Genomic DNA, 18,670 nt, shown 5'->3' on the forward strand with positions numbered 1-18,670 from the left:
CCGGTTGTTTGACCCGCGACACCATTCAAGGCAAAGCTTGTGCTAGCATAACCGGGATAATCGGTCGCAGGCGCGTTCCCTTGTGCGGGGACGCGCATTTGTTAAGTGAAGAGCCAGAGACAGACGCGCGCGAAGGAGCCAGCAAGATGAAGGGCCTGAAAAAGAAACGTCGGATACAGGTGATCGCGATTGCGATCGTTGCACTGGCTCTGTCGACCGGTCTGATTGGCTATGCGATGCGCGATGGCATCAACTTCTTCCGCTCCCCGTCCGAGGTGCTGGCCAGCCCGCCAAGCGCCTCCGAAACTTTCCGTATCGGTGGCCTGGTCGAAGAGGGCTCGCTGGTGCGCGGTCAGGGGCAGGCGATCACCTTTAATGTCACCGATGGCAACGGTGTGGTGCCCGTCACCTACAGCGGCATCCTGCCGGATCTGTTTGAGGAAAACCAAGGCATGATCGGCACCGGAAAATACATCAACGGTATCTTCGAAGCCTCTGAAATTCTTGCTAAACATGATGAAACCTACATGCCCAAAGAGGTCATGGATGCCCTGAAGGAACAGGGTGTTTATGTGGAGCCTGAGGCCTAACAGGCCCGTATCGCGCGGCGCCTTTCAGCCCTGTTAACCCATTGCCCCTAGGGTGAGGTCATTCTCATTTTCGGGGGGTGTCATGTTGGACGTCAGGCAAATCGCACGTGAAATTGTGGCCCGCGAAGGGGGCTATGTGAATGACCTCGATGACCCCGGTGGCATGACCAAACATGGGGTGACCCTGGGCACGCTGCGCCGGTTGGGCATCGATCTGGATGGCGATGGGGACGTTGATGGCAGCGACCTGCGCCGCATCACCAAGACCCGCGCGGTGGAGATCTACCTGCAACACTACTATCAGGCGCCGGGCATCGATCAGCTGCCGATGGTGCTGCAGCCGTCTGTGTTTGACATGTATGTCAACGCAGGCGGCAATGCGGTGAAGATCCTGCAGCGGTTGCTGGGCCAGATGGGTCAGCAGGTCAGCGTTGACGGGGTGATCGGGCCGCAGACCGTCGCCGCGACCAAAGCCGCCGCGCGGGTGGCGCCGCAGCATCTGGCCGATGCCTATGGGATTGCGCGGCGCAATTACTATTTCCGGCTGGCCGATCAGCGTCCGGCCTCGCGCAAATACGCCCGCAGCCGCAAGGGCGGCAAAGGCGGCTGGATCAAACGGGCGGAAGAGTTTATCGATCCACGCTACCACCTGACCCAGGATGAATTTGACCGGAGGGTTGCGGCATGGGGCTGATCCTGCGGATGCTCGAGGGGCTGTTTGGCGGCGGCGCTGGTGAAATGCGCCGGACGGTTGAGGTGTTTCGTGAAAACGCGGAGAGCGGCGCGCAGCGCGGGCAGGTGATGCAACAGGCCGCCCTGCAGCAATTCGCGGCCGAGTTTGCCCGGGATCGCCGCGGGCTGTTTGACCGGCTGATTGATGGCCTGAACCGCCTGCCGCGGCCGGGCTTGGCCCTGGGCACGCTGGCGCTGTTTGTTGCGGCGATGGTGGATCCGCAGTGGTTTGCGGCCCGGATGCAGGGCATTGCGCTGGTGCCGGAACCGCTGTGGTGGCTTTTGGGGGTGATCGTCAGCTTCTACTTCGGGGCGCGCCATCAGGCGAAGGGGCAGGCGTTTCAGCTGCGGCTGGGCCAGACATTGGCGCAACTGCCCCAAATCGCTGCGCAGCTGCCGCCGGCACCCGTGGCTGAGGAGCGTGCCACCCCAACCGACAATCCGGCGTTGGCGGCCTGGCAGCAGGCGCGTCAGGATCAAGGCTGAGGCCCCGCGACAATGTGATCCTTTTCTATTGCCGATTGCGATTGGCCGGACCGCCGCTTGCGCCTATAATAAGGGCATGATTACAGAACTCGGTCACTTCGCCCTTATCCTGGCCTTCCTGGTCGCCATAGTGCAGTCTGTTGTCCCCCTTGTCGGGGCCGCAAAGCGCTGGCCGGGTTGGATGGCACTGGCAGAACCTGCAGCAAATGCGCAGTTTCTGCTTACCGCTTTTTCCTTTGCAGCGCTCACCTATGCCTTTGTCACGTCAGACTTTTCTGTCGAGCTGGTGGTGCTGAACTCGCACTCGCTGAAACCGATGCTCTACAAGGTGTCGGGTGTCTGGGGCAACCATGAGGGCTCGATGCTCCTTTGGGTGCTGATCCTGACGCTGTTTGGCGCCTGTGCCAGCTGGTTTGGCGGCAACCTGCCGCCAACGCTGCGCGCGCGGGTTCTGGCGGTGCAATCAGCGATTGCGGTCGCGTTCTTTGCTTTCATCATCTTCACCTCCAACCCGTTCCTGCGGCTGGCGATGCCGCCGATGGATGGGCAGGACTTGAACCCGCTGTTGCAGGACCCCGGTTTGGCCTTCCACCCGCCGTTCCTGTATCTGGGCTATGTGGGCCTTTCGATGACCTTCTCCTTCGCGGTGGCCGCGCTGATTGAGGGCCGTGTCGATGCCGCATGGGGCCGCTGGGTGCGGCCCTGGACCTTGGCGGCCTGGCTGTTCCTGACCATCGGCATCGCGCTGGGATCCTGGTGGGCCTACTACGAGCTGGGCTGGGGTGGTTTCTGGTTCTGGGATCCGGTCGAAAACGCCTCCTTCATGCCATGGCTTATTGCGGCGGCGCTGCTGCATTCGGCCATCGTTGTGGAAAAGCGTGAAGCGCTGAAAAGCTGGACAATCCTCCTGGCGATCATGGCCTTCGGCTTCTCGCTGATCGGGACCTTCATTGTACGCTCGGGTGTGATCACCTCGGTGCATGCTTTTGCCAATGATCCCGAACGCGGCGTGTTCATCCTGATGATCCTTGCCGTCTTCATGGGCGGGGCGCTAACGCTTTATGCGGCACGTGCCAGCGTGATGGAGGCTAAGGGCATCTTTTCCATGGTCAGCCGCGAAAGCGCGCTGGTGATGAACAATATCCTGCTGGCGGTCAGCTGTTTTGTGGTCTTCATCGGAACCATCTGGCCCCTGGTGGCCGAACTGGCGATGGGCCGTAAACTGTCGGTCGGTGCACCGTTTTTCAACATGGCCTTCACCCCCTTTATGGTGGTGTTGGCGCTGCTATTGCCATTGGGCGCCATCATGCCGTGGAAACGGGCCCGGATCGCACGCAGCTTCAAGCCGCTGATCCCGGCGCTTGTGCTGGCGCTTTCAGTGATGGGGCTGGCCTGGGCCATTCAAACTGAGCGGACACTGCTGGGCCCCATCGGCATGTTCCTGGGCACTTGGCTGGTGGCGGGCGCTGCGGTTGATCTGTGGTCGCGCACCGGCAAAGGCGGCTTTGCCCGGCTGAAACGTCTGCCCCGCGCGGATTGGGGCAAGGCGGTATCCCATGCGGGTGTTGGCATCGTTTTCCTTGGGGTTTCGGGGCTGATGGCCTGGGAACAGGAAGACATCCGTGTGGTTCAGATCGGCGAAAGGTTTGAGATCGCTGGCTTCACCCTGTCGTTGGACCGGGTGGAGGAGGTCGAAGGCGCCAACTACCTGTCGACAATGGGCTGGGTCACCATCCGCAAAGGGGATCGGGTCATTTCGGTCGTGAACCCTGAAAAACGGGTCTACCCGGTGGCGCGTATGCCCACCACCGAGGCCGGGATCGACAATGGGTTCCTGCGCGACGTCTACGTCGTGATCGGCGACGAACAGGCAGGTGGGGGCTACGCGGTGCGCAGCTACTACAAACCCTTGGCCAACTGGATCTGGGGCGGCTCCATCCTGATGGCCTTTGGCGGCTTGCTGAGCCTATCTGACCGCCGTCACCGTGTCGCCGCTGGCGCGCGCAAAACCAAAGCTGTCGGGGTGCCTGCAGAATGATGCGTTTCGTAAAACCCATGGCCGTGACGCTGGCCTTAGCGCTGAGCGTCACACCGGCCGGCGCGGTGCAACCGGATGAGATCCTGGCCGATCCGGTGTTGGAAGAACGGGCGCGCGATATCTCCAAGGATCTGCGGTGTCTGGTCTGCCGGAACGAAAACATCGACGATTCCAATGCCGAACTGGCGCGTGACCTGCGTCTGCTGGTGCGCGAACGGCTGGTGGAGGGCGACAGCAACGGTGAGGTGATCGACTATGTGGTTGATCGCTATGGCGAATATGTGCTGCTGAACCCGACCAGCCGGGGGGCGAATTGGATCCTGTGGTGGGCTGGGCCGATCATGCTGGTGCTGGGGCTTGGCATCGGTTTCAGCTTCCTGCGGCGGCGCGAAAAGACGCCGGAGCCGGTGGTCGCGGCCCTCTCAGATGAAGAAAAAGAACGTCTCAAGCAAATTCTCGACGAATAACGCCGCGTTTGGGTTTTAACTGACCGTTGGGTCACCTAAGTTGCACTCAAGAAGAGGGAGAGCCCATGGAATACGAAACAATTAAGCTTGAGATTTCCAAAGACGGCGTGGCGATTTTGACGCTGAACCGCCCAGATAAAATGAACGCGCTGAACACCCAGATGCGGGCTGAAATCACCCATGCGGCGCAAGAAGCGGCGGGCAAGGCACGGGTTCTGGTGCTGACCGGCGCGGGCAAGGCGTTCTGCTCGGGTCAGGATCTGAGCGCCCGCGCCAATGCCAACAATCTGGATCTGGAACGCACCCTGCGGGACGAATACGGCCCGATGCTGAAAGCGATTTATGACTGCCCGATCCCGACCATCTGCGCGGTGAACGGTGCAGCAGCCGGGGCAGGGGCGAACCTGGCGCTGGCGGCGGACGTGGTGATCGCCAAGGAAAGTGCCTATTTCCTGCAGGCGTTTTCGCGCATTGGCCTGATCCCTGACGCTGGCGGCACCTACTGGATGACCCGCAACATGGGCATGGGTAAGGCGATGGGTGCTGCGCTGTTCGCTGATAAGATCTCGGCCCGTCAGGCAGATGACTGGGGCCTGATCTGGGAAGCGGTGCCGGACGCCGAATTTACCGCGATCTGCAAAGCCCGTGCGCTGCACCTGGCCAAGGGCCCGACCCTGGCCTATGAACACATCAAATCAGCCATCCGGGGCAGCTGGGACAACTCGCTGGAACAGCAGCTGGAACTTGAGGGTCGCAAGCAAGGCACCTGCGGTCAGAGCCGTGATTTCAAAGAAGGTGTTGTGGCCTTCCTGGAAAAGCGCCCGCCGCATTACGAAGGCCGCTAATGCCAAGCAAATGCTGTCAAAGGGCGCTCCATGAGGGGCGCCCTTTGTTGTGAAAGGTCGGCGTTTTAAGGTGAGTTTTAGGTAAATCTTTTTCGGTCGCTTGAAATGTCGCAACATAGGATCACTTAATTTAGACATTGAATAAAATGAAAATGTGATGCCGTGAAGGCAGCTTAGTACATGGGGGTGGAATGCCCGCAAGTTATCAAGTTTATCCAAAACAACGCCTTCTCTACGTGCGTTATGAGGGGCACCATCACACACGTCAGACCGAAGATCTGTTGCCTTATTACCGGTTGGATCCGATGGTCAGGCCCGGTATGCGCTGCATGATCGACTGTGAACATCTGACAAGCGCCAAGATTGACATTGACCTGAGACGCCAACAGATGGATCAGCTGTGTGCCTTGCTGAAAGATCCAGCGAAAGATTGGCCCATCGTCTACTATTGCCCGAATAAGGTCAGCCAAAGCCTGACCGCCATGACCGCCAAGATGTGGGCGGAATATGAGGGGGTCAGTTTTCAGGTGGCGAAGACCCGCGAAGAGCTGGCCCAGATCCTGAACGAGCCGCTGGATTTCGTCGATATGATTCTGCAACGGCCAACGACGTAACATATCTTTAACACGTGCTAGCTATGCTACGCGGTAACCTTGGATCATCCTATTTCAAGCGAAGAGCGCTCCGTTCTGAGGTTAAAACATCCTTGGGTGTTATTTCCTCAATATTTCAGTGACTTGCCACTTTCTCCGTTTGTAAGCTGAGGTTGCCTGTGTAGTTTCATTCGAGAGGATGTGGTGATGAGTGTGACCTATACTGTTTTGCCTCAGTATCAGCTGCATTATGCGCGTTATTTCGGTCATCACCATACAGTTCATACAAGTCAGTTGTTGGCTGACTACCGGCGCGATCCTCTCATCCGGCGCGGCTTGCGTTCTGTTTTGGATTTCTCCCGCATTCAGAGCGCTGAACTTGATCTGGACCTGCGCCGGCGGCAGATGGAAGATCTTTATGGGATGTTCTATCAGCCCGGCACCACGTGGTGTGTAACATACTACTGCCCAACCGAAATTAGCCGTGGCCTGACCTCAATGCAGCAAAAGATGTGGGAGTCGTGGCCCGATGTGGATTTTCTCGTCTCCGACAACATCCGGGACATCGCCCAGAAAGTGGACGTTCATGAGGACGTTATTCGATCCTTGGTCACGCAGAAGGTTTAATGGTTTGGCACCGCAATGAAAAAGGGCCGCCCGAAGGCGACCCCTAAATCTTTGATCCGCTGGAATATTAGCGGTTTTCAACATCCACGTAGTCGCGGTTGGTCTCACCCAGATACAGCTGACGCGGACGGCCGATTTTGTTCTGAGGATCTGCGATCATTTCTTTCCACTGCGAGACCCAGCCGACGGTGCGCGACAGCGCGAAGATCGGGGTGAACATCGAGGTCGGGAAGCCGAGGGCCTCAAAAATGATGCCCGAGTAGAAGTCTACGTTCGGGAACAGTTTCTTCTCGATGAAGTAGGGGTCTTCCAGTGCGATGCGCTCCAGCTCTTTGGCAACCTGCAGCAGCGGGTTGTCTTCGACGCCCAAGAGTTCCAGCACTTCGTCGGCGGATTCTTTCAGAACCTTCGCACGCGGGTCGGTGTTTTTGTAGACACGGTGACCAAAGCCCATCAGACGGAACGGATCGTTCTTGTCTTTGGCGCGTTCGATGAATTCCGGGATACGATCGACGGAGCCGATTTCTTTCAGCATTTCCAGACAGGCCTGGTTTGCACCACCATGCGCCGGGCCCCAGAGGCAGGCGATGCCAGCAGCGATACAGGCAAACGGGTTGGCACCCGAGGACGATGCCAGACGTACGGTCGAGGTCGAAGCGTTTTGTTCGTGGTCGGCGTGCAGCGTGAAGATACGGTCCATCGCGCGGCTGACGATCGGGTTCACTTCATACTGTTCTGCAGGCACCGAGAAGCACATATGCAGGAAGTTTGCAGCGTAATCCAGATCGTTGCGCGGATAGACGAAGGGCTGACCGATCGAGTATTTATAGGCCATCGCAGCGATGGTCGGCATCTTGGCGATCAGACGGTGCGATGCGATCTCACGCTGGCGCGGATCCGAGATATCGGTCGAGTCGTGGTAGAAGGCAGCCATGGCGCCAACAACACCCACCATGATCGCCATCGGGTGTGCATCCCGGCGGAAACCACGGAAGAAGTTGTGCATCTGCTCGTGGATCATGGTGTGGCGGGTGATCGTGGTCTCAAACTCTTCCAGCTGAGCCGCGGTCGGCAGCGCACCGTAAAGCAGCATGTAGCACACTTCGAGGTAATGCGACTGACCGGCCAGCTGATCGATCGGGTAGCCGCGGTGCAGCAGCTCACCTTTGTTACCATCGATATAGGTGATGGTGCTGTCGCAGGACGCGGTCGAGGTGAAGCCCGGATCGTAAGTGAAGACGCCGCCCTGTGCGTAGAGCTTGCGGATGTCGATCACATCGGGGCCAGCCGTGGGGCTGAACATTGGCAATTCCAAAGTTTTCCCGTCAAACGTCAGCGTTGCGCTTTTGGTCGATTCCGTCATGGTTTTCCCTTCATCACATGGCTCAGCGCGCCCGGACGGGCGCGCGGCGTTGCACTATTTTGTTGGCCGTTTTGGCATTTAGGAGGGACCGTTTGGTCCCCGCTGTCAGCCTGCGGCGTCGGTCAGACGGGCAAGTGTTTCGTCCTGCCCGAGGACCAGCATCATGTCAAAGACACTAGGGGTAGCAGCGCGCCCAGCAAGAGCGGCACGCAACGGTCCGGCGAGTTTTCCGAACTTCATCCCCTGCGCTTCGGCAAACTGGTTGGCCGTGGCCTCCAGTTCGTCACGCGTCCAGCTAACATTTTGCAAATGCGGCGTCAATTCCTTCAGTATACCACGGGATACATCATCCAGGTGTTTTGCCGCCTTTTCCTCAACGTCAATTGGCCGGCTTGCCAGGGCAAAGCGTGATTTTTCAATGAGTTGAGGGAAGGTTTTTGCACCGGTCTTGGTGCAATAGAGCGCCTTACGTAGAACTACGTTCTGCGCGTCGGTCAGCGCCTCTTCGCCGGTTGCGGCCAGAAAAGCCTCCAGCTCATGCAGCACTGCAGCATCATCCGTTGCAGCCATATGCTGACCACAGAGGTTTTCCAGTTTTTTGAAATCAAACCGGGCCGGCGATTTGCCGATGCCGTTCATGCCGAACCATTCCTGCGCCTGCGCATCGGTGAAGAACTCATCATCGCCGTGGCTCCAGCCCAGTCGCGCCAGATAGTTGCGCATGCCCGCTGCCGGGTAGCCCATTGCCTGATATTCTTCGACGCCAAGCGCACCGTGGCGTTTGCTGAGTTTCTTGCCGTCGCCGCCATGGATCAGCGGGATATGGCCCCAGACCGGAACGTCCCAGCCCATCGCGTCATAGATCATCATCTGACGCGCGGCATTGTTCAGGTGGTCATCGCCACGGATCACATGGGTCACACCCATATCGTGATCATCCACCACCACGGCCAGCATATAGACAGGTGTGCCGTCCGAACGAAGTAGGATCATATCGTCCAGCTGATCGTTGCGGATGGTCACATCGCCCTGCACCTCATCCTTGATGACGGTGCTGCCCTCCTGCGGTGCCTTGATCCGCACCACATAGGGCGCATCGGGGTGGCTGTCCTCAGCCGCCTCACGCCAAGGCGAACGATAGTGGGTCGATTTCCCTGCAGCGCGGGCTTCATCGCGGAAGGCTTGGATTTCTTCCTGCGTGGCGAAGCACTTATAGGCTTTGCCTTCGGCCAACAGCTGGTTGGCGACCTCGGCGTGACGGTCGGCGCGTTCGAATTGGCTGATGACCTCACCGTCGTGATCCAGCCCCAGCCACTCCATGCCTTTTAGGATGGCGGCGGTTGCTTCGGGGGTGGAACGCTCGCGGTCCGTATCCTCAATCCGCAGCAGGAATTTGCCGCCACGGCCCCGGGCGTAAAGCCAGTTGAACAGCGCGGTGCGGGCGCCACCGATGTGCAGATAGCCGGTGGGGGACGGGGCGAAACGGGTCACGACTTGTGTCGACATGCGGGTATTAACCTTTCGGTAACCAGGAAGATCGTATCATTTCCGCCTGTCTATCCATGCGAACCTTTAGGGGCAAGGCTTGGCTCTGTTACCGGACATCATTGCAAGGGCAAATACGCTGCTGTTGACCCAGCGCGGCCATCTGTTCCCTTGGGCACCGGTGTTTCTGGCCCTGGGGATCGGCAGCTATTTCGCGATGCTGGTGGAGCCTGCGCCTTTGCTGCTTGTGGCCTTCGCTGCGACCTCTGTCGCCGCCGCCATTCTAGCGCTGTGGCTGAAATCCGGCCCGGCCCCTGTGATCTGGGCCTTGGCGCTGCTGGCGGCGGGGCTGCCCTTGGCGGCGATACGGGCCCATCTGGTGGCGGGCCCGGTGCTGACCAACCGCTACTACGGCCCGGTGGAGGGGCGGGTGGTTGGGTTGGATAGATCGGCCTCCGGCGCCTTGCGGGTGACGTTGGATCAGGCGGTTCTGGCGCGATTGGCCCCGAAGGCGACACCGCGCCGTTTACGGGTTGCGTTACATGGCGATCAGCACTGGCACGCGCCACAGCCGGGGGAGCGTGTGCTGGTCACCGCCCACCTGTCGCCACCCGCCGGCCCTGCCGAGCCGGGCGGGTTTGATTTTCGCCGTCACGCCTGGTTTCAGCGCCTTGGGGCCGTGGGGTATGCCCGCACGCCGCTGTTGCTGCTGGAGCCAGCCACAAAGGGCAGCGTTGCGCGGCTGCGGATGGATCTGTCTGCGCGGATCAAAACCGCCTTGCCCGGTGAACGTGGCGCCGTTGCGGCGGCGCTGATGACCGGGGATCGCACCGCATTGTCGGCGGATCTGCTGCGGGATCTGCGCCGGGCCAATCTGGCGCATCTCTTGGCGATATCGGGACTGCATATGGGGTTGGTCAGCGGCTTTGTCTTTGCGCTGGTCCGGCTGATGCTGGCAGCGGTGCCTTACATCGGCTTGCGCGTCCCGGCGAAGAAAATCGCCGCCCTTGCCGCCCTGGCCGCTGCAGCGGGCTATCTGCTGCTGTCGGGCGGGAATGTCGCGACGGAGCGTGCCTTTGTCATGGTGGCGGTGATGCTGGTGGCACTGCTGTTTGACCGGCGCGCCATTTCTCTCAGGGCGGTGGCCGTTGCCGCATTGGTGGTGCTGGTGTTGAGACCAGAAAGCCTGTTAAGTCCAGGTTTTCAAATGTCCTTTGCGGCCACAACAGCGCTTGTCGCGGTCTTTGCGGGCCTGCGGGACAGCAACCGCCTGGCACGCGGCAGGCTGGGCGGGCCTTTGACCTTGCTCTTGTCATCAGCGGTGGCGGGGTTGGCCACGGCCCCCTTTGCCGCGGCGCATTTCAACATGGTGTCGCAGATGGGGCTCTTGGCCAATCTGGCCTCGGTGCCTCTGATGGGGGCCTTTGTGATGCCCGCGGCTGTGCTGGCCGCCGTGGTGATGCCCTTGGGGCTGGAGGCCTGGCCGCTGTGGCTGATGGGGCAGGGGATTGCCTGGATCATGGCGGTGGCCCATTGGATATCTGTACAGGAAATGGCGGTGCGCCATGTGGTTAGCCCCGGCAGCCATGTCTTGCCGCTGCTCAGCCTCGGTGCCTTATGTGTCATCCTCTGGCAGGGGCGATTGCGCTGGGGCGGCAGTGTGCTGGTCGCCTTGGGTTTGGCGGGCTGGATGCAAAGCGAACGGCCCGATCTTTTGATTGCGGAAAATGGCAGCTTGGTGGGTGTGGTGACACCTGACGGGCGGGCCCTGTCCAAATCCCGTGGGTCTGGATTTGTTGCCGGCGTCTGGCTGGAAAACGACGGCGCGCCGATGCCGCAGGAGGAGGCCGCCGCGCTGTGGCCCGCGCATGTGGCGGTGGAGCAGGGGGCGCTGCGGGTGATCGCTGGCAAGAAAGCAGCGGCAGGGGCATGGTGCAACAAGGGCGATTGGCTGGTCAGCAATCAGCGGATTGAACAGCCCTTGCCCTGTCAGGTCTTTGATCCAAAATCCCTGAAACAGACAGGCAGCATCGCGGTATTTGACGGGGCAGAGGGCCCCAGAATCGAAACCGCCCGCCAAAGGGCGGGCGATCGTTTGTGGAACCATTGGGTCTGGCAAAAAGAATTTCCGCTAACCCGTTGATTGAATTACTTTAGTAGCTGCGGATCAGCCCGACCAGACGCCCCTGCACTTTGACCCGATCCGAGGGGAAAATGCGGGTTTCATAGGCGGGGTTTGCGGCCTCCAGCGCGATATTGCTGCCCTTGCGGCGCAGGGTTTTCAGCGTAGCCTCCTGATCCTCAACCAGTGCGACCACAATGTCACCGTCATCTGCGGTGCGGGTTTCGCGGATGATCACAACATCACCGTCATTGATGCCCGCGTTGATCATCGAGTCCCCTTTGACCTCAAGCGCGTAATGCTCATAGCCGGAGGTCAGCATGGATCCGGGCACGGCCACGTTATGGCTGACCTCGCTGATCGCCTCAATCGGGACACCGGCGGCGATACGGCCCATCACCGGCAGCTCCTGCGCGTGGATCACCTCAACAGGCTGCGCAGCGGGCGGGGTGGCCTCGGGGCGGCCGCCCTCAATCACCTTGGGGCTGAAGCCGGCGGTTGCTTCCCCGCCCATGCTTTCAGGCAGCTTCACAATCTCAATGGCGCGGGCGCGGTGGGCCAGACGGCGGATGAAACCGCGTTCTTCCAGTGCGGTGATCAACCGGTGGATGCCCGACTTGGATCGCAGGTCCAGCGCCTCTTTCATTTCATCAAAGGAGGGGGGCACGCCATCCTGCTGCACCCGCCTATGGATGAACTGCAAAAGATCGAGCTGTTTTTTGGTCAGCATGGAACGCACCCTCGCCTGTTGGTTTGGGTTTGTTCTATACATGTTCCTGTTTTGTGTCAACTGAGTTGCGGAACAAGGGGGGAACGCGCGGTTAAAGAGGTATGAATTCCATTTCTTCGCCAGCAGAGCGCGCCGGGTCACGTACGGGGCGCACAAGAAGGGCATTGGCGGCAGATAAAACCGTCAGGAGGGAGCTGTCCTGATTGTCGAAAACCGTGATCTCGCCCGCCTCAACACGCGCCCGCATGTAATGTTCGCGCGGGCCGTTTGCACCGATCGGGGTGGCGAGGCGGGCGGTTTTGCGCGTTGGGGCAGTTGCTGGCAGCCCCTGCATCGCCTGCACCACCGGCACCAGAAAGATCGCGCCGCAGACCATGGCCGAGACCGGGTTGCCCGGCAGCCCAACCATCATCGCCTGACCCATCCGGCCCGCCATCAGCGGTTTGCCGGGACGCATGGCGATTTTGTAAAAACTCCGCTCCATCCCCAGTTCGGCTGAGACCGGCGCAACCAGATCGTGATCGCCGACCGATGCGCCGCCGATGGTGACCACCAGATCAGCCCCTTCGGCCAGCGCAAAGGCTGTTTTCAGACTGTCCACATCATCGCGTGCAATCGGCAGGATGCGGGTCAAGGCGCCGTGCTGGTCCAGCAAGGCCTTCAGACCAAAGGTGTTGGAGGCGATGATCTGATCAGGGCCGGGCGTTTCCCCCGGCATCACCAGTTCATCCCCGGTTGAAATCAGCGCAATATCGGGGCGGCGGATCACCGGCACCGCAGAGATGTTCATCGAGGCCAGCAGCGCAATGTCCGACGGGCTGACCAGCCGGGGTGCCGCAATCACATCGCCGATTTTGAAATCGCCACCTGCGGGGCGGATGTTGTCCCCCTGACCGGGATCCCGCGCGATGGTGATACGGTCACCTTCTCGGTCGATATCTTCCTGAATGACAACGAAAAAGTCACCTTCCGGCACCGGGGCGCCGGTGAAGATGCGGATTGCCTGACCTTTGCCGACCACGCCTTTGAAGCCAGATCCGGCGGCGGCTTCACCGATCACGTCAAACTGCGCGCCAATCTGCATCTCACCTCGGTGCACGGCATAGCCATCCATGGCGGAGGCGGCAAAAGGCGGCTGAGTGCGCTGTGCGGTGACGTCTTCGGCCAGCACACGCCCGACGGCTTGTACCAGTGGTACGGTCTCTGCGCCAAGCTGCGGCGTCAGGGAAAACAGATGGTCGAGGGCCTCGGCAACGGGGATCATTTGGCTTCGTAGCGGCCGGATTTGCCACCGTCTTTCAGCGTGACGTGAATGCCGCCGATTTCCATGGCTTTGTCGACGGCTTTGATCATGTCGTAGACGGTCAGCGCGGCGGTGGAGACGGCAGTCAGTGCCTCCATTTCAACGCCGGTCTGGCCGGTGGTTTTCACGGTGCCTTCGATGCGCACACCGGGCAGGTCCGGGTCCAGAACCAGCTCCACCGCGACCTTGGTCACGGGCAAAGGATGGCAGAGCGGGATCAGATCCGGGGTTTTCTTGGCCCCCATGATGCCCGCCAGACGCGCGACGCCCAGCACGTCACCTTTCTTGGCCTTGCCTTCCGAGATCATCTGGAAGGTGGCCTCGGCCATACGCACCCAGCCTGCCGCCGTGGCGATGCGGCTGGTCACGGCCTTTTCGGAAACATCCACCATATGGGCATCGCCCTTGGCGTCGAAATGGGTCAACCCGCTTGCAGCCTGTCCGCCAGTATCTTGTCCGCTCATCTCTTCACCCTTGCCTTACATGCCAGTTGCGGTCAGCGGGTTGGCCAGCAGGCGCCGCGTTGCTGAGGCCACATCTTCGTTGCGCATCAGGCTTTCGCCGATCAGGAAGGTGCGGGCGCCGTAACGTGCCATATCGGCCAGATCCTCGGGCGTGTTGAGCCCGCTTTCGCTGACAAGCATCCGGTCGGCAGGCACCCGTTTGGACAGTGTGCGGGTGGTGTCCAGCGTTGTCTCAAAGGTTTTGAGATTGCGGTTGTTGATGCCGATCAGGTTGGATTTCAGCGCCGTGGCGCGTTCCAGTTCTTCGGCGTCATGTACTTCGATCAGCGCGTCCATGCCCCATTCAAAGGCGGCGGCCTCCAACTCGGCAGCCTGCGCATCGCTGACCGAGGCCATGATGATCAGGATACAATCGGCCCCCAATGCGCGCGCCTCAGCCACCTGATAGGTGTCATACATGAAGTCCTTGCGCAGCACCGGCAGGCTGACCGCGTCACGCGCGGCGACAAGGAATTCCTTGGCACCCTGGAAGGATGGGGTATCGGTTAGCACCGACAGGCAGGTTGCGCCGCCGTCTTCATAGGCTTTGGCCAGTTCCGGCGGGTTGAAATCTTCGCGGATCAAACCTTTGGAGGGGCTGGCTTTTTTGACTTCAGCGATCAGCCCGTAGCCTTCGCGGCTGGCTTTGGCCAGCGCTTCACCAAAGGGGCGGACGGGGCTGGCGGCGCGGGCTTCAGCCTCCACCGCTTCCAGTGGCTTGGCGGCCTTATCCGCGGCCACTTCTTCCAGCTTGTAGGCTTTGATCTTGTCCAGAACGGTGCCGGTGTTCATTGTTTTTATCCCTGTTCAAGCTGTGGTGTGATCACCCGGAGGTGACGGCGGCCAGCGTTGTGACGGCCTTCATGGCTGCCCCGCTATCGATGCTTTCTGCGGCAATTTCAACACCTTCTTTGAGGGTGCTCACCTTGTCCGCCACAATGAGCGCAGCGGCTGCGTTCAGCAACACCGCGTCGCGGTAGGCGCCCGCTTCCCCCTCAAGCAGGGCGCGCATTGCCACCGCGTTTTCCTCAGGCGAGCCTCCCAAAATGTCGCGCAGCCGGTGGACCGGCAGGCCGGCGTCCTCAGGGTGCACCTCCAGCGGGGTGATCTTGCCCTGATCCAGAACCGCAACCTGCGTGGTGCCGGTGATGGTCAACTCATCCGTGCCATCCGATCCATGCACCAGCCAGGCCTTTTCGCTGCCCAGTTCCAACAGGGTTTCCGCCATTGGGAAAATCAGGTCCAGCGCAAAGGCACCGGTCAGCTGGCGTTTCACCCCGGCCGGGTTGGTCAGCGGCCCGAGGATGTTGAAGATCGTCTTGCAGCCTAGTTCCTGACGCACGGGCATCACATGTTTCATCACCGGGTGGTGCATCGGCGCCATCATGAAGCCGATCCCGGCCTCGGCAATGGCGCGTTCCACCACATCGGGTTGCACCATCACGTCAATGCCCAGTTGCCCCAGCGCATCTGCAGCGCCGGATTTGGAGCTGAGGTTGCGGTTGCCGTGTTTGGCCACGGGCACGCCTGCACCCGCCACCACGAAGGCCGTCGCGGTGGAGATGTTCAGCGTGCCGATGCCGTCACCACCGGTGCCGACGATGTCCATCGCGTTTTCCGGGGCTTTGACAGGGATGCATTTGGCGCGCATCTGCGCCGCCGCTGCGGCATATTCCGCCACCGATTCACCACGGGCCCGCATGGACATCAAGAGACCGCCGACCTGCGCCGGGGTGGCCTGACCTTCAAACAGGATCTCAAAGGCCATATCTGCCTGCGCCCGGCTCAGCGGACCTTCGGAAGCGGCAAAGATAAGCGGTTTGATCTGCGAAGCGGTCATGCGGGTACTTTCATAATATCAAGGAAGTTCTGCAGCAGCTTATGGCCATGCTGCGACGCAATGGATTCAGGATGGAATTGCACGCCGTGGATCGGCAGCTCGCGGTGTTGCAGGCCCATGATGGTGCCATCTTCCAGCGCGGCGGTGATCTCCAGACAATCGGGCAGGCTCTCACGCTCAACGACCAGCGAGTGATAGCGGGTGGCTTCAAACGGGCTGGGCAGGCCTTTGAACAGGCCCAGATCATCATGGTGCATGGTGCCCATTTTGCCATGCACGATCTCATGGCAACGCACCACCTTACCGCCAAAGGCCTGACCAATGGTCTGATGACCCAGGCAAACCCCCATCAGCGGGGTCTTGGTTGCGGCCGCCGCTTCGGTCAGGGCCAGACAAATGCCGGCCTGATCCGGGTCACAAGGGCCCGGCGACAGCAGGATCCCGGCCGGGTTCATCGCCATGGCCTCCTGCACATCCAGCGCATCATTGCGTTTGACCACCACATCGGCGCCCAATTCGCCCAGGTAGTGAACCAAATTATAGGTGAAACTGTCGTAATTATCGATCAGAAGCAGCATCGCGCCCATCTTTGTTCTATGCGGGGCTGGAACGCCCCTTCAGTCGCGGTATACTTGTTCAGGCTTGCGCCCCAGCGTCAAGGGGGGCAGGGGCGTCAAAAGGTCGGAAAACGACCCATCGCAAGGCAAGAGGGGGCGTACGTGGCACGCAGCAGTATTAGCGGATTTCTTTTGGGCACGGTTGTGGCCGTGGGTGGCATGGCCGCTGTGTCAGTATTGCAGACGCTGAACACGCCCATCCCTGAGGCGGCAAATGTTAACGTGCCAGCCGGCAGCGGCTTTGACGGCGCGCGCGAAGATGTCGCCACCAGCCTGCCCGCGGCCGATCCGGTGGAAACCACCACCGAAGCGGCGCGCGCCGATGCCCCGGCGCCAGAGGATACCGCCGGGATCCAAGGGGTTGAGACCACGCCGGCCACAGCGCCGGAAACCGGCACGGCTGAGGTGGCCTTGAGCGCCCCCGCCAGTGGCAGTGACAGCCCTGATGTTGCCAGCGCTGCGGATGAAACGCCACGGGCCACCGCCCCCAGCCTGCCAAGCGCCAGCGCTGATGCGCCTGTAACGGCAGTGCCTGCACGGCCCAACAACCCCGAAGTGGGCGACAGCACCGATCAGCCGGAACTGGCCGCGCTGCCCAATGCCGACAGCCCTGACGTCCCTGCTGGCGAGGCGGCTCAACCCAGCGGCGCGGCCCCGAGCGCGCCCACGGCTGACACGCCAGAAAGCCAGCCTAGCGCCGTTGCCCCGCTGCCCTCGTCAGATGTGGCGGGTGATGTGGCAGAACCGCAGGCCAGCCCTGAGACAAGCGCGCCCGATGCGCCTGTTGTGAATGAAGATACTGCACCCAACACCTCCACCGCCGCGCGTCCTCAGATCAGTGAGGAGCGGGAGCCGGCCGTGATCGTCGCCATCCCAACAGAAGAGGCGCCGAAACGACCCGCGCTGCCAAAAGTGGGCGAAGCGGTCTCAGACGCGCCGCGTATCGGCACCCCGGCCAGCCGGCTGACCGACCGCACGCCAGACAGCACCGCTGAGGAAGCCGCCCCTGAGCCCGCGCCGGACCTGCCGCCGCTGGAAAAATTCGCGGCCGACTTCAGCAACCCCGACAACAAACCGCTGATGTCGATCGTTTTGATTGACCGCGGTGACAGTGACATCGGGCTGGAGGCCTTGGCCGCCTTCCCCTATGCGCTGAGCTTTGCGGTGGATGTGACCAGCCCCGAGGCACGCGCGCGGATGGAACGCTACCGCGCGGCGGGCTTTGATGTGCTGGCGCTCAGCGACATTCCGCTGGGGGCCACTGGCGCGGATACCGAAACCCTGCTGCGCGCCGGGCTGCGTGAACTGCCCGAAGCGGTAGCCGTGATGGAGGGTGACGGCACCGGGCTGCAATCGGACAAAGCGGTGTCAGATCAGGTGACAGCCGTCTTGCAGGAAAGCGGCCATGGCGTCGTTTTCTTTGCCAAAGGGCTGAATACCGCACAGAAACTGGCCAGCAAAAACGGCGTTGCGGCCACAACCGTGTTCCGCGATTTCGACAACAAAGGCCAAAGCGCCGTTGTGATGCGCCGTTTCCTGGATCAGGCGGCGTTCAAAGCGCGGCAACAGCCGGGCGGCGTGGTAATGGTTGGGCGTCTGCAGGCGGAAACCATTTCAGCGCTTCTGCTCTGGGGCCTTCAGGACCGCGCCACGCGCGTTGCGCTGGCGCCGATCTCAGCCCTGTTGCAGGCCACGCAGAACTGAGCCTCTTGCCTTAAGCGTCGCGCCATTGGCCGGGTTGCAGCCCGGCCAGATGCCAATCGCCAATCCTGACCCGGATCAGCCGCAGTGTGGGAAAACCCACCGCGGCCGTCATCCGGCGCACCTGCCGGTTGCGCCCTTCGGAAATGGTCAGCTCCAGCCAGCTGTCGGGAATGGATTTGCGCACCCGAATGGGCGGCACCCGCTCCCAGACCTCAGGCGCCTCCAGCCGCGCCGCTTTGGCGGGGCGGGTCATGCCGTCTTTCAGCTCCACCCCTTTGTGCAGGCGCGCCAGCGCCTCATCAGTAATCTCACCCTCAACCTGCGCCCAATAGGTTTTGGTCATCTTGTGTTTCGGGTTTGAGATTTTGGCCTGCAGCTTGCCATTGTCGGTCAGAACCATCAGCCCTTCGCTGTCACGATCCAGCCGCCCGGCCGGATAGACCTTCGGCACGTCGATGAAATCCGAAAGCGTCGCGCGTTTGCTGCCCTCGGTGCCGCGGTCGGTGAATTGCGACAACACATCAAAGGGTTTGTTGAACAGGATCACCCGGGTCACGCCGCGCCCCTTTCAATGGTCCAAAAATACTCCCGCCGGAGGCAGCGCCGTCAGGCGCGCCTCAGACAG

Annotated in this window: 19 protein-coding genes; 10 read left to right on the plus strand and 9 right to left on the minus strand. The window is 61.0% G+C overall.

Annotation, left to right across the window (positions count from 1 at the left end; translation table 11 throughout):
* Positions 1-146 precede the first annotated feature (146 nt).
* From ccmE to TL5118_RS06875, 8 genes are all read left to right on the plus strand, one after another.
* Positions 147-590: a cytochrome c maturation protein CcmE gene (ccmE, locus tag TL5118_RS06840; RefSeq protein WP_058241921.1), complete on the plus strand. Its 444-nt coding sequence runs from the start codon at positions 147-149 to the stop codon at positions 588-590.
* An 82-nt stretch (positions 591-672) separates the two neighbouring features.
* Positions 673-1,284, plus strand: coding sequence for a holin-associated N-acetylmuramidase (locus TL5118_RS06845; protein ID WP_058241922.1), 612 nt, complete (start codon positions 673-675; stop codon positions 1,282-1,284).
* Positions 1,275-1,808 (plus strand): holin family protein, encoded by a 534-nt coding sequence (locus TL5118_RS06850; protein WP_058241923.1) that lies wholly within the window; start codon positions 1,275-1,277, stop codon positions 1,806-1,808. Before TL5118_RS06845 ends, TL5118_RS06850 begins: the two co-directional genes overlap by 10 nt.
* Before the next feature lie 76 nt (positions 1,809-1,884).
* Complete coding sequence (locus TL5118_RS06855; protein ID WP_058242077.1) at positions 1,885-3,846, plus strand: heme lyase CcmF/NrfE family subunit; 1,962 nt, start codon at positions 1,885-1,887, stop codon at positions 3,844-3,846.
* Positions 3,843-4,313 (plus strand): cytochrome c-type biogenesis protein, encoded by a 471-nt coding sequence (locus tag TL5118_RS06860; RefSeq protein WP_082626125.1) that lies wholly within the window; start codon positions 3,843-3,845, stop codon positions 4,311-4,313. Before TL5118_RS06855 ends, TL5118_RS06860 begins: the two co-directional genes overlap by 4 nt.
* 65 nt (positions 4,314-4,378) lie before the next feature.
* Positions 4,379-5,158, plus strand: a complete 780-nt coding sequence (locus tag TL5118_RS06865; RefSeq protein WP_058241925.1) for an enoyl-CoA hydratase-related protein — start codon at positions 4,379-4,381, stop codon at positions 5,156-5,158.
* A gap of 191 nt (positions 5,159-5,349) precedes the next feature.
* Positions 5,350-5,772 (plus strand): hypothetical protein, encoded by a 423-nt coding sequence (locus tag TL5118_RS06870; RefSeq protein ID WP_058241926.1) that lies wholly within the window; start codon positions 5,350-5,352, stop codon positions 5,770-5,772.
* Positions 5,773-5,958: 186 nt separating this feature from the next.
* On the plus strand, positions 5,959-6,378 hold the full coding sequence (locus TL5118_RS06875; protein ID WP_058241927.1) for a hypothetical protein: 420 nt from the start codon (positions 5,959-5,961) through the stop codon (positions 6,376-6,378).
* A gap of 67 nt (positions 6,379-6,445) precedes the next feature.
* Here the strand turns inward: TL5118_RS06875 and gltA are convergent, their stop codons facing one another.
* Positions 6,446-7,741, minus strand: a complete 1,296-nt coding sequence (gene gltA, locus TL5118_RS06880; RefSeq protein ID WP_058241928.1) for a citrate synthase — start codon at positions 7,739-7,741, stop codon at positions 6,446-6,448.
* Positions 7,742-7,846: 105 nt separating this feature from the next.
* On the minus strand, positions 7,847-9,247 hold the full coding sequence (gene gltX, locus TL5118_RS06885; protein ID WP_058241929.1) for a glutamate--tRNA ligase: 1,401 nt from the start codon (positions 9,245-9,247) through the stop codon (positions 7,847-7,849).
* A gap of 79 nt (positions 9,248-9,326) precedes the next feature.
* Here gltX and TL5118_RS06890 point away from each other — a divergent pair, with 79 nt between their 5' ends.
* A complete protein-coding gene (locus tag TL5118_RS06890) occupies positions 9,327-11,369 on the plus strand; it encodes a ComEC/Rec2 family competence protein (protein WP_082626126.1) in 2,043 nt (680 codons plus the stop codon).
* 10 nt (positions 11,370-11,379) lie between these two features.
* Here TL5118_RS06890 and lexA read toward each other — a convergent pair whose 3' ends face one another.
* The 6 genes from lexA to TL5118_RS06920 form a co-directional block, all read right to left on the minus strand.
* Positions 11,380-12,078: a transcriptional repressor LexA gene (lexA, locus tag TL5118_RS06895; RefSeq protein ID WP_058241930.1), complete on the minus strand. Its 699-nt coding sequence runs from the start codon at positions 12,076-12,078 to the stop codon at positions 11,380-11,382.
* Positions 12,079-12,169: 91 nt separating this feature from the next.
* Positions 12,170-13,342, minus strand: coding sequence for a molybdopterin molybdotransferase MoeA (locus tag TL5118_RS06900; protein WP_058241931.1), 1,173 nt, complete (start codon positions 13,340-13,342; stop codon positions 12,170-12,172).
* The gene (gene moaC, locus TL5118_RS06905) at positions 13,339-13,845 is read right to left on the minus strand and encodes a cyclic pyranopterin monophosphate synthase MoaC (RefSeq protein ID WP_058241932.1); all 507 of its coding nucleotides are present in this window, start codon (positions 13,843-13,845) and stop codon (positions 13,339-13,341) included. Before moaC ends, TL5118_RS06900 begins: the two co-directional genes overlap by 4 nt.
* A 15-nt stretch (positions 13,846-13,860) precedes the next feature.
* Entirely contained in the window at positions 13,861-14,676 is an 816-nt protein-coding gene (gene trpC, locus TL5118_RS06910; RefSeq protein WP_058241933.1) for an indole-3-glycerol phosphate synthase TrpC, read from the minus strand.
* 31 nt (positions 14,677-14,707) lie between these two features.
* Positions 14,708-15,724, minus strand: a complete 1,017-nt coding sequence (gene trpD / locus TL5118_RS06915; protein WP_058241934.1) for an anthranilate phosphoribosyltransferase — start codon at positions 15,722-15,724, stop codon at positions 14,708-14,710.
* Positions 15,721-16,302 carry an anthranilate synthase component II gene (locus tag TL5118_RS06920; protein ID WP_058242079.1) on the minus strand — a complete coding sequence of 194 codons (582 nt, stop codon included), beginning with the start codon at positions 16,300-16,302 and terminating at the stop codon, positions 15,721-15,723. The genes trpD and TL5118_RS06920 overlap by 4 nt, the downstream gene beginning before the upstream one ends.
* Before the next feature lie 141 nt (positions 16,303-16,443).
* On the opposite strand from TL5118_RS06920, the gene TL5118_RS06925 reads away from it, so the two are divergent.
* Positions 16,444-18,045 (plus strand): divergent polysaccharide deacetylase family protein, encoded by a 1,602-nt coding sequence (locus TL5118_RS06925; protein WP_165590026.1) that lies wholly within the window; start codon positions 16,444-16,446, stop codon positions 18,043-18,045.
* Between the two features lie 10 nt (positions 18,046-18,055).
* On the opposite strand, the gene TL5118_RS06930 is transcribed toward TL5118_RS06925, so the two are convergent.
* Positions 18,056-18,601: an rRNA large subunit pseudouridine synthase E gene (locus tag TL5118_RS06930; RefSeq protein WP_058241936.1), complete on the minus strand. Its 546-nt coding sequence runs from the start codon at positions 18,599-18,601 to the stop codon at positions 18,056-18,058.
* Between the last annotated feature and the right edge of the window lie 69 nt (positions 18,602-18,670).

This window comes from Thalassovita autumnalis (assembly GCF_001458255.1).
In the GTDB taxonomy this organism is placed as follows: domain Bacteria; phylum Pseudomonadota; class Alphaproteobacteria; order Rhodobacterales; family Rhodobacteraceae; genus Thalassobius; species Thalassobius autumnalis.